Source organism: Desulfitobacterium elongatum, assembly GCF_055378975.1.
Window position 1 is genome coordinate 2,468,821 of sequence record NZ_AP038772.1, and the last position, 11,553, is coordinate 2,480,373.

The following is an 11,553-nucleotide window of genomic DNA, read 5'->3' on the forward strand; positions in this document are numbered from 1 at the left end:
CTCTTTGATCCTAAAAAGATCTTTCCTTATATATACTTCCTGTACCAGTATCAATCCGATTTACAATTGGACTGAAAAAACAAAGGATTCTAGCAAAACTTCGCTGGAATCCTTTGTTTTTTGGAATAGGTTCGAGTATCTATTAGCGTGTGCGATCTAAAACTGCGGCCAGAGCTGTTGGCAACCCCTTGTTCGGTTTCACAGGGGGTTGAGCAAAACTCCCTTTCACTGCAAAGCCTGGATTAAGAGCAATCAGCGATTCACAATGACGAACTGCACTAGACACACCATCTACTACGGGCACTGGCAATTGTCCTTCAAGACTACGAGCAAGCCCAGCTAGAGGTGCTCCTGCTAGAATGATGACGTCAGCACCATCCTTCTCGACTGCCTCGATGGCAAGTTCTTTTAATCGCTCAGCGTGATCTTCCTGTACAGTGCCAATATCTCGTAACGTATCATTCAAGGACCGGATGCTTGCCAGACGTGTAGTCAGATGACTACGTTCGACAGTTTCCAAGTACCAAGCCTTGATCCGTGAAGAAATAGCGATAATGGAGAAACGTTGACCTAAGAGACAGGCCGATGCCAGAGCTGCTTCAGTCATTCCCACTACAGGAACGTTGAGCATTTCTTTTATACCCAAAAGTCCAGGATCACCAAAAGCGTCAATAATTACACCGTCATATTCACCCTTACGCTCAGCCGCAACGCAAGCTGAAGCATATCCACCGATAAGAGCTTCCATTCTGGTTTCTATATATGCTACGCCAAAAGGTGCCGTAGCAAATGTTAGTTCTGTGCCAGGGGAAGCAACACGCCGTGACTCATTCGCAATAAGTTCTGTGACGCTCTCAGAAATGTTCGGGTTGATAACTAAAATCCTCATTACATTTCACTCTCCTTTTTACTTTCGGAAGATGCACATTCAGTTCCCTTTCGCAATTCTCAAAAAGCAGTTCTAAAAAGGGTTTTCCGCGTTAGATTGCATTGTGTAAAAAGAAAAATATTATTCTTGGAAAGCGATAACACTATTTGTCAAACGCCCGATTCCCTCGATTTCGAGATCTACTCTATCGCCTGCTTTCATCAATCCACCATATCCACCCGGTGTGCCAGTGAGGATAATGTCGCCTGGTTCGAGTGTCATAATATGAGAGATGTAGCTAATGAGATAAGGAACGTTCAGGAACATTTGATGGGTATTCCCATCTTGATAAAGTTCCCCATTAATCCAGGATCGAATTCTTATATTTTCCCATGACATATCGGTTCGAATGATAGGACCTAAGGGTAAAAAAGTGTCAAAGGACTTCGATCGTGTCCATTGACTATCAACCCTCTGCAAGTCTCGAGCCGTTACGTCGTTAGCAATGGTATAACCTAAGATGAAACTTTCAGCCTCTTCGATACTCACACGATGGGTTCTTTGACCGATGATTATCGCTAATTCGGCTTCGAACGTTAACTCTTTTACCTCTGGCCAATGAATGATCTTCTCGTCTGGACCAATGATACTACTCGTGGGCTTCATAAAAAGTAGTGGATCAGGTGAAATTTTCAAATCTTCGCCTGTCGGGTAATTTAACCCGACGCAAACGATTTTTGAAGGTAAGCACGGGTTGATTAATTGCACTTGAGAGGTATCGTATACAGCTCCTGTTCTTTGGGAAGAGACGAAATACGAGCCAGTCAGTTCATAAATTTCATTCCCTTGTAATTCTCCATAGGTTACTTTTTCTTCTTGCAAAAAGCGTACGTATCCCTTGATTTTTCTCACTCCCACTCCTATTAAATCCAAAGCACTCTAATCAAAGGTGCCCGTAGACGAGAATGTCCACGGGACACCTAATTGCCCAATAATTTGATTGGAGCTTATCTTGCTTTAATAGTCTCACTCAGGATCTCTACGATACTGGTAAAACTTATGCTACTCCTATTTTCTTTTCGTAGTTAATGATTGAACCCGCGATAGCAAGAAGGATGCCTGCTCCAACGAAAATCATAAGACCAGCGTGGAACGACCCAGTGAATTTAACGATTAAACCGATGTAGATAGGTGTGATAACCCCAGCAATGTTTCCAGCAAAGTTCATGCATCCGCCAAGTACACCGACGTGATGACGTTGCCCAATTGCTGCTGGAACACTCCAGAAGATACCAGCCCAACGCAAGAAGAACAAGGCAGTGGATAACGTAGCAATCGCCATGGTTAAGGAAGTTGCTCTTGAGAGTATGAAGATAGAGGCTGCGGTTGCGAGACCTGCTATTGCAAAGCAAGTTTTCATAACCGTGTTATATTTACCACCAGCTTCACGCCATTTGTCAACGACGACACCACCAATGAGCTCACCAATAAATCCACATCCAAAGATGACTAACGTGGAGAATCCAATAGCCTTAATATCAATGTTCTGAGTCTTAGCGAGGAAACTTGGTCCCCAAGTTAATAGACCATAGAATACGGTGTTGAAGGAGAACCAACCTAAACACATACCCCAAAAGTTTTTGCTTGTTAAGTATGTCCCTGCATTAAGCTTAGTCTTGGTTTCTTTTTGAGCCGCTTCGTATTCTTCAGCTAAATGCGTCTGGATATACTCACGTTCAGCCTGATTAACTCCCTTGTGGGTAGCTGGATTTCCCCTAAGGATATAATAACAGAAAATTCCAAGGACAATGGTCAATATACCAGCACCAATGAGCGCCCCGCGCCATCCACCAAACCAAGCCATGAAAGCAATGATGATTGGTCCACCGACTGCTGTTCCCAATGGAGCACCACTATCGATGATTGTCGCTCCTCTAGCTCTTTCCTTACTTGGAAGCCAAACACCCTGCAGTTTTGCTCCGGCAGGCATAATTGGAGCTTCTGTGACTCCGAGGAGAACCCGGAAGAACATAAGTACGCCCGCGCTGTTTACAAACCCGGTCATAGCTTGAGCAATTCCCCAGCCCACCGCCGAGCCAAGTACTACTTTTGATGGGTTAACCCTATCAAGGAGGAAACCAGAAGGAATTTGCATTGAGGCATAACCCCAGAAGAATGAACTTAGGATGAGTCCGACTAATGCGGGATCCAACATTAAGTCCTTCTGGATCGCCGGCATGGCAATGGATAAAACCGCACGGTCAACGTAATTGATTGTAACAAGTACTAACATAGCAATGAAAACGTGCCAACGTACCTTGGTCGGTTTAACGTTACTTAGCAGGGAGTTTTTTTCCCAATTCTCTTGTTTAATAACAGACATGATATTACCTCACTTCTTTCTTTTTTAAAATTACAAATAGTTGGGTGGATAGAGATAACTTCTTAGAGTTTTTCAGTTTTATAAGTTGGCTTCGTGTGAGTTTATATTCACAATGAGAAATGCTTTTGAGAAACCTCCTTCCCTGCAAGTGTGAACTGCAGCATGAGTACTGTCGACAGTATGCTGTCTTGAATGTAATATTCGCCATATCTTGTATTTATCCTTCATACTTTTCCACAAATTCAGAAAAAATTATTTCATTAACAATATTGTGTTTATCCATTAGATTAAACAAAAAAAGCGACTGAAAAGGTCGCTTTCATCTATTCAAATGGATTAACTTTAAGCGGTACTAGATGTTACCTCGAACTAGTTATTCCACTTTCAGCCGAGGGTCTTGCTATTTTAATTCGACTGGTCGCCAGGAGATTAATTACTGCGATGACCGCTCCGCCAATAAACACGTACTCATACCCTAATTTTAGCCAGATAAAGCCTCCCACAAAAGGCACAATCATGGAAAGTATATGATCCAGGGTTGTTCCCATCGAGAGAGTTGGAGAAACATCCTCTGGAACTATGGCAATTTTCTTGAGATAGGTAGCTCTCGCCATACCTGCAGCCATAAGCATCTGATCTAAAATAAAGCAAGCAAAGATAAAATAAAGTGCGAGTTCCCCTTTTCCGATTCCTTCGAAGAAGGTTTTTGAAAAGGCATAACCTAGACATACGAAGATTAGGATCGCTGCTTCCCCAGCCAGAACAAACCGCTCTCCAACTTTATCAATTAAGTGGCCGACCAAGGGTTTAAAGAAAATACCTAGCCCTGCGATGAAAAAGCCTAATAAGGCGAAAGTACTTACTCCTTGGTTGAAAACCTTAATCAGAACCCAGGGAGCAAAGGTGATGAAAATTTGCTTTCTAGCACCGAATAAGATATTCAGCCAGTAGAAAAGAGTATATTCTTTCTTAAGCACAAGCTTGAAGCCTTTAGGATTGTCCTTTGGGGTATGCGGTGTCATCAGTATAAGGAGAACAGCCGAGCCCAAAAAAGCGATTGCTCCAATTAGATAAACAATTTGATAAGTGACCCGAATATTTCTAAAAATGAGTGCAAAAGTTAAATTTGCTATGAGAAAGACAAAGGTATTTGCTGCGTTAATCTGGCCTAAGCGTTTTCCCATATTTGCGTGATCTGAAAGATTCATCGCTATACTGTTGGAGAAAGGCATAAAGAGGTGCTGCCCCATACTATACATGAGGAGCCAGACGACCATCACAGTCAGTTCAGTAGAAAAGAAACCCATCCCTAACATTCCAAGGGCGGCCAAGACATTTGCTACAGCCGCGACACGGACATCACCGAGAAAAAGAAGAAGTGTGGATACGAAAACCACTGCAAAACCAGGAAACTCGCGTGGAACCTCGAGTAAGGTTCTTTGAGAGACTGTTAAATGAAAGGTATCGTTTAGAAAATTATTAAAGAAAGAATTATCGATGCTTTGTGTAATACCAAGCAGCGCACTTGCAAGTAAAAAAAGTGTAAAGTCCCTCTTATTCATATCTTATCTCCTCATAACCTCTATCTCTTTTTATCCTCTTATCTCTATTTAATATTGCATCTCGTTATTCTCTGACAGGGTCTTTGTCGACGAATATATTCATTATAAATCAGGTACTCTTTCAGTACTAGCATCATTCAAAAGTAAATTGCTAATATTTGTACGGAATTCAGGGGGCTTCATTTTTAGATCGAAATTTCGTCAGCGAATCGGGGCAGGCTCCAAGGGCATCCAAGTTGTAAATTATTCCAATGATCTCAATAAAAGGATTTCTAGCTCTTTTGATTAATACGAAACTCATGCCACTCCTGAAAGCTGCATAGATAGGTCTATTAAAACTAAGAGTGAGCCGATACAAAACTGAATCGACTCACTCTTAAAATTACACGTATTACGTTACAAAGGTAAATAAATTTCCTGCATCTTGTATGAATCCAGGATCTCCAAGTGTCTAACCATTGTTTTTCGCCAGCACCACCTTAATCGTCATCCAATCGATCTCATCCGGTAAAGCATCTTTTATGGGGCGCAACTTTTCTCGTCCCACGTGTTGAACGACGTCGAGAATGAGCTGTTCTTGCCCAGAGGGAATAAAATCATTCCAGGCTGGAGAGTGCACTTCCTGGAAAGCACGGATGATATGATCCTGGATAGTCGGTAGAGAAAACTTCCTTAACTTGGAGATTTCTTCGAGGGAGTTTCCCTCTTGATACATAGTGTAAGTGATGATATGGCTAGGGATTTTATCTCCCTTATTCGCTGATTTTTGATCATCAACTAATGTATCGGTTCCTAATGAAGAATTTTTTTTATAACCCGAATTTAGAACATTACTTTGGTGTTGTGAGCGATTAGTTAATGAGCTATAGGTAATATGATTCTGGGTCGAAATCTTTGTAGAGATACCATGACTCTTATCTATAGCTTTATCTTTAGCTATGTCTTTATTCTCACCCTGAAAGTTTGGCTTATGCTCCTGCAAATACTCCTGGATAGCTGTCAGAAACATATCCCCATACTTCTCAAGCTTTCGTTCCCCTACCCCACCGAGACGAATAAAGGTAGCATGATTCTTCGGGCAAGCTTCTGCCATCTCACGCAAGGTACTATCCGCAAAAATCATATAAGGAGGAAGGTTCTCTTTAGCAGCAATCTCACGACGCAAAAGTCTAAGGTGTTCAAAGAGACTAAGGGACTCTTCCCTCTTTTGCTCAACTTTTCGGGGGATCTTCTGATACACTGGTTCTTCCCCTTTAAGTACAGGAATCGCTTTGGCTCCGAGTTTGACGATAGGGTACTCACCTGTCGTAAGGCGTAGAAAATCCTCTGAAATAAAATAGTTAATCTGATCCTTTATTTCTTGGACAGAGCGGTCTCGCATTAATCCATAAGTGGAAAGTTTGTCAAAATTAAGTTCTAGGACCTTTTTATTTCGTGACCCTTTTAGGACTTCGGCAATTAAATTCATCCCAAACCGTTCATGTATCCTGACGATACAGGAGAAAATTTTCTGCGCATCTACAGTTACATCGACTGTCTCCCGGTCATCAGTACAGCTTCCGCAGTTCCCGCATTCTTCAGCAACTTCGGTTTCTCCAAAGTATTCTAGAATAGTTTTACGTAAGCATCGGGTCGTATGACAATAATCCACCATATCCTGTAGTTTCTTAAGTTCATTAGCTTTCCGCTCTGGATGGAAGGTCGTTGTCTCGATCATATACCTTTGTAAAACTACATCCTGAGGTGAAAATAAAAGGATACATTCGGAAGGTTCTCCATCCCGTCCTGCACGGCCAGCCTCTTGGTAATAGGACTCCATGTTTTTCGGCATGTTGTAATGGATTACATAGCGAACATTAGACTTGTCAATCCCCATCCCGAAGGCATTCGTTGCCACGATTAGAGGTGTCTTATCGTAGAGAAAAGCTTCTTGACTTTTCTGACGGTCGAGGTCCTTCATTCCAGCATGGTACTTCCCAACGGGAAGTCCTTTTCCTTTTAAAAAGGTTTGTAGTTGGTCAACCTCTTTACGGGTTGCGGCATAAATGATTCCGGACTCCTCAGCGTGTGCAAGACAGTAATCAGATAGGAATATCTTTTTATTTTCCCCTCTTAGGGTCGAAAACGTTAGATTAGGCCGGTCAAAGCCAGTTACAAAGATATTAGGAGATTTAAGCTTTAATAGACGTACGATATCTTCCTTGACTTCTTCTGTGGCTGTCGCTGTAAAGGCCCCGATGAGCGGGCGCATAGGTAGTGTATCGATGAAAGAACCGATCCGCATATAGCTTGGACGAAAGTCATGACCCCATTGAGAGACACAATGCGCTTCGTCGACAGCAAGAAACGAGATATCCAAGGATTCTAAAAGAGTTAGAAAACTCTCCGTCTCTAAACGCTCAGGAGCAACATAGAGAAGCTTGTACTCTCCCTGTCGCGCCTTCTCTACTCTAGACCAAGCTTCCTTCATGGAAAGCGAACTATTGATGAAAGTTGCAGGAACACCGGCATCTTGAAGAGAATCTACTTGGTCCTTCATGAGGGAGATAAGTGGTGAAATAACGAGAGTAACCCCCTCGAAAAGTAGCGCTGGAATCTGATACGCTAACGATTTTCCCGCACCGGTCGGCATAATAGCAACGGTATCTTTTCCTTCAATCAAACTTTGAATCACTTTTGACTGGCCTTCTCGGAATTGAGAGTATCCAAAGTACTTTTTTAAGGCTTCTAGGGCTTTTTCGATCATAAAAAGTCGAACCTCTACTTTCCTTGGTTCCTATTTTCTCTATTCGTTACACGATTTAGATTTTCCTCTAGCTAAATATAAAGAAACCCGAAAATGGACTTTGATTCAATGTCCATCCTCGGGTTGAAATTTGATTTAATCAGCTAATACACTATTTACTTAGCAGCAAGCTCGCGAACGATTTTTTCATGTTCGACTTGCATTTCCTTCATTACCTTTTTATCGGCGATGATTTTTCTCCACTTGGTCATCGCATCAAAGACGATGATTAAGGATAGTACAGCCATAATGACAGAAAGAGCAATATTTACTGATAGTCCTTTCGGAATATACACATGAGTCAGATTATAATAGGAGGCAACAAGTGTGGTTATAAAGAGAAAGACGAACGGAATGAACGTTGTTAAGGCATAAGCGATACGTCCAGTGTTTTTGAGGATAAGGGTAGTTCCAACAACCAAAGCTAGCGAAGCAAGTAACTGGTTCGAAACTCCGAATAAGGGCCAAACCGTTGAAATATCTCCTCCAAATAAGAGGTATCCCCATGCAGCAGAGACAAGAGCCGCTGAGATAATCGCACCAGGCCACCAGTTAATTTGCTTAAAGGGTTTGATGACGACCCCAATCATATCTTGTACCACATAACGTGCAGAACGTGTACCTGCATCTACTGCAGTCAGAATAAATACGGCTTCAAACATAATGGCAAATTGATACCAGTAGGCGAGAAGGTGGCTTAGTCCAGGAATATTACTAAATACATAAGACATACCTACTGCTAAGGAAACAGCACCACCTGGGCGTCCAGCTACATCTTCCCCGATCATCTGACTTAACATCGGCAATTTATCCACATGCATGCCAAGATTTGCAAAGACGTCTGGCATAGTGTTGATAGCAAAATAGTCACCGACTGGAAGAACTGAAGCCGCAATTAAAGCCATCATTGCAACGAAGGATTCAACAAGCATACCGCCAAAACCAACAATTTTTATATCCTTCTCATTATCTAACATTTTGGGGGTAGTTCCTGCAGCAATCAAGCTATGGAAACCTGAAATCGCACCACAGGCAATAGTAATAAAGACGAAAGGCCAAACTTTACCGCCAATAATGGGTCCACCACCATTAACGAAATTGGTAACAGGAGGCATTTGGAGAACTGGATTAACAAAGATAATCCCAAGAGCAAGCGCCCCAATAGTACCGATTTTCAAGTAAGAACTTAAATAATCTCGAGGTGCAAGTAAGAACCATACTGGCAAAGCGGCAGCAAGGAATGCATAAATAGGAAGACCTAATTTAAGAACCGTCTCGCTGTAATCAAATAAGGGAGCAAGTGCAGAATTTTTAATTGCCGGTCCAAAAGCTACAGCGAGAAGAATAAGCACAACTCCGATGGCGGATGCTTCGCCTAATTTTCCAGGACGTATATAACGCATATAGAGTCCAATAAAGATAGCAATTGGAATCGTCATGACGACTGTAAATGAGCCCCAAGGATTATGCTTTAGAGCGTTGACAATAACGATAGAAAGCCCAGCCATAGTAATCAAGAGAACGAACAAAACTGCGATGCCTGCAGCCACACCTGTAACAGGTCCAATTTCTTTCTTAGCAATTTGGGCGATGGATTCTCCATTATGACGGATGGACGCAAAAAGTACGACCATATCATGGACAGCTCCCCCAAGTACACCACCAACGAGAATCCAAATGGCACCCGGAAGATATCCGAATTGTGCGGCGAGAACGGGTCCGACCAAGGGGCCAGCCGCAGCAATAGCTGCGAAGTGGTGACCAAAGGTTACCCAACGATTAGTAGGTACGAAGTCATGGCCATCTTCAAGGCGTCTAGCCGGGGTTGGAATATTCGGATTGACGGCTAGCACTTTGGATGCCATAAAGGTTCCGTAAAGGCGGTAGCCAATAACAAGAACACAGGCAGTAATAATTAAGAGATAAAGAGCATGCATGTTTTCCCTCTCCTTTTTAAAATGTTTAAAGTATTATTAGAACTGAATTTAGTATATCGCTTCAAATATTAGCTGAGGGGAAAACATACAAAATACGCAAAAAAACGTACCTAACCTGTACGTTTTTTGACCTGATTAACATGAGTGAAATCTATACTGACTGAAAATATTGAGCTTACTAATACATCGAATCAAAAATTTAATACACTTCGTACCTCTTTGATATATGTTCTACTAACTGGTACTGTTGACGATTTGTGGTCTTTCATCACCAAATTGTAAGCGCCATTAAACCAGGGTATGATTTCCCTAACCATTTCGGGATTAACGAGATAGCTTTTGTGAGTTCGTAGGAATCCTAGCTTATTTCCCAATTCGTTAAGGTTAAATCCTGTGGTATACTCACGCTCTTTCGTTGTGATAATGACCTGACGTTCGCTAATTGAACAGAAGACAATTTCATCAGGATCGAGTAGGATAATTCTCTCTTTTTCTTCAATTGGAAGCTTCGATTTCTTAGGCTTTTCGAGGAGGGAGAGAATTCGATTTAAGGGCTGCGATTCGGAACTATTAATCATCCGCTTTACCCTATCCATGGTTGAATGCAATCGTTCCTCACTAAAGGGCTTAAGAATATAGTCTACAGCATTCACTTCAAAGGCTTCCAAAGCATGCTGATCAAAGGCCGTAGCAAATACAATCACAGGTAATTCACTGGGTTCATAAAGAAGGCTTAATTCTCTACATACGGTTAATCCAGACATATCTGGCATTTGAATATCAAGAAAAACTAATTGTGGCTTAAGTTCGGATACCTTCTTTATAGCTTCCTTTCCATTCTTCGCTTCTCCTACCACTACAATCTCAGGTATTTGTTGCAAAAGATAATTCAATTCGTCGCGGGCTGGTGCTTCGTCATCAACGATTAAAACATGAATCATGGGGTCACCTCCGATTGCAATGACTTAAGTATTCCCCAAAGCTTGGCAAATCTCATATACCTTTGTGACATCATTGGCGCAATAATCTACGCCAGTAAATTCTTTTACCCTCTCATTCGCGGGGTATCCCCCCTCAACCACCTTAACCTGATCACGTAATCCTCCCTCTTCCATACTCAGTAGGCAGTGCTTCACCAGGTTTAAGCTCTCCGCGTAGAATTTGCCCCTCGAGAAGTTTCGTAAGCTGATAGTATATAGGAATCACAGAATTTTTATCGATAGAAGCTTCTTCATTCACACTTTGACACCTGTCTTTTCTCTGAATAGGCTAAAAATATGTCTCAAAGATTATACGGACTCTTTTTTCTTAGTTTGGCTGAGTTGACACGTTTTTTGTAAGTGACAGAAGTGGCAATGGGTCTTACCTTCTGTGTCTGGAATATTATTACCAACACCCATCACCACTGCAACAGATTTCCGCGGCATGATCAAATTGGAAGAATTCAGTCACAAATTGATTCTTTCCGCTTGAAGAAAATGAAATAAGACTTGAAGATCCTCAAGTCCTTTCCAGTAGGAATGTCCAGGACCCAGTGCAAAAGTACATTTCATATCCATACCGTGGTAGATTTCTTCTAAATGTTTTTGTACTATGTATATCAATTTTGTGAGATAGGCAGTTCCCGTAGCATCCAAGGCAAAGGCTTCGGATATTTTGCCCCCGTCTCGGTAGTGGGACAAGCGTTCTTCTATCCCTTCGCCAATTGTAACTGAATATATAACGAGCTTTTCTGCTGTACCCGCTACCTTGGTAAGAACGGCGCTGGTTAAAACCTTTCCGTCTTCAAGATATAGTTTTTGCCCTTCTACTCCTTTAATATCCACCTCACGCCAAATGGCTTTGGGGGTAATCCAAGTTGGGGCTTCATCGAGAATCCGACGATGAAGCTCGACCAGACTAGATCGAGGCGGACGCTTCGAGTAATCGGCCCCTTCTACTTCAAAAACATCTTCGATAGTAACCTCAGGCAAGAGGAGATCCATAATCACACAATCTTTCATGGTTTTTATCTCCTT

The 11,553-nt window shown here is 42.0% G+C and carries 8 protein-coding genes and 2 pseudogenes; all 10 read right to left on the bottom strand.

The genetic code is table 11. The annotated features are described in order from the left end of the window. Positions 1-142: 142 nt before the first annotated feature. The 10 genes and pseudogenes from ACZ42W_RS11590 to ACZ42W_RS11635 all read right to left on the bottom strand — a co-directional run bounded on the left by ACZ42W_RS11590 (position 143) and on the right by ACZ42W_RS11635 (position 11,538). Positions 143-889: an aspartate/glutamate racemase family protein gene (locus ACZ42W_RS11590; protein ID WP_464165517.1), complete on the bottom strand. Its 747-nt coding sequence runs from the start codon at positions 887-889 to the stop codon at positions 143-145. Between the two features lie 120 nt (positions 890-1,009). After that, positions 1,010-1,780: a fumarylacetoacetate hydrolase family protein gene (locus tag ACZ42W_RS11595; protein ID WP_464165518.1), complete on the bottom strand. Its 771-nt coding sequence runs from the start codon at positions 1,778-1,780 to the stop codon at positions 1,010-1,012. A 145-nt stretch (positions 1,781-1,925) separates the two neighbouring features. Next, positions 1,926-3,251, bottom strand: coding sequence for an MFS transporter (locus tag ACZ42W_RS11600; RefSeq protein ID WP_464165519.1), 1,326 nt, complete (start codon positions 3,249-3,251; stop codon positions 1,926-1,928). A gap of 359 nt (positions 3,252-3,610) precedes the next feature. Then, positions 3,611-4,813, bottom strand: coding sequence for an MFS transporter (locus ACZ42W_RS11605; RefSeq protein WP_464165520.1), 1,203 nt, complete (start codon positions 4,811-4,813; stop codon positions 3,611-3,613). Positions 4,814-5,264: 451 nt separating this feature from the next. Next, positions 5,265-7,559: a DNA helicase RecQ gene (recQ, locus tag ACZ42W_RS11610; RefSeq protein WP_464165521.1), complete on the bottom strand. Its 2,295-nt coding sequence runs from the start codon at positions 7,557-7,559 to the stop codon at positions 5,265-5,267. Between the two features lie 155 nt (positions 7,560-7,714). Continuing rightward, on the bottom strand, positions 7,715-9,535 hold the full coding sequence (locus tag ACZ42W_RS11615) for a carbon starvation CstA family protein (RefSeq protein ID WP_464165522.1): 1,821 nt from the start codon (positions 9,533-9,535) through the stop codon (positions 7,715-7,717). Between the two features lie 191 nt (positions 9,536-9,726). Further along, positions 9,727-10,476 carry a LytR/AlgR family response regulator transcription factor gene (locus ACZ42W_RS11620; protein ID WP_464165523.1) on the bottom strand — a complete coding sequence of 250 codons (750 nt, stop codon included), beginning with the start codon at positions 10,474-10,476 and terminating at the stop codon, positions 9,727-9,729. Between the two features lie 24 nt (positions 10,477-10,500). Next, positions 10,501-10,644 (bottom strand): annotated as a pseudogene (locus ACZ42W_RS11625) (cobalamin B12-binding domain-containing protein); the annotation flags it as partial. A 7-nt stretch (positions 10,645-10,651) separates the two neighbouring features. Then, positions 10,652-10,774 (bottom strand): annotated as a pseudogene (locus ACZ42W_RS11630) (GntR family transcriptional regulator); the annotation flags it as partial. Positions 10,775-10,983: 209 nt separating this feature from the next. Then, positions 10,984-11,538 (bottom strand): Vitamin B12 dependent methionine synthase activation subunit, encoded by a 555-nt coding sequence (locus ACZ42W_RS11635; protein WP_464165524.1) that lies wholly within the window; start codon positions 11,536-11,538, stop codon positions 10,984-10,986. Between the last annotated feature and the right edge of the window lie 15 nt (positions 11,539-11,553).

Bases quoted from the DNA above. Each gene is read 5' to 3' on its own strand.
- ACZ42W_RS11590 (WP_464165517.1), bottom strand. From the start codon at position 889: ATGAGGATTTTAGTTATCAACCCGAACATTTCTGAGAGCGTCACAGAA.
- ACZ42W_RS11600 (WP_464165519.1), bottom strand. From the start codon at position 3,251: ATGTCTGTTATTAAACAAGAGAATTGGGAAAAAAACTCCCTGCTAAGT.
- ACZ42W_RS11605 (WP_464165520.1), bottom strand. From the start codon at position 4,813: ATGAATAAGAGGGACTTTACACTTTTTTTACTTGCAAGTGCGCTGCTT.
- recQ (WP_464165521.1), bottom strand. From the start codon at position 7,559: ATGATCGAAAAAGCCCTAGAAGCCTTAAAAAAGTACTTTGGATACTCT.
- ACZ42W_RS11615 (WP_464165522.1), bottom strand. From the start codon at position 9,535: ATGCATGCTCTTTATCTCTTAATTATTACTGCCTGTGTTCTTGTTATT.
- ACZ42W_RS11620 (WP_464165523.1), bottom strand. From the start codon at position 10,476: ATGATTCATGTTTTAATCGTTGATGACGAAGCACCAGCCCGCGACGAA.
- ACZ42W_RS11635 (WP_464165524.1), bottom strand. From the start codon at position 11,538: ATGAAAGATTGTGTGATTATGGATCTCCTCTTGCCTGAGGTTACTATC.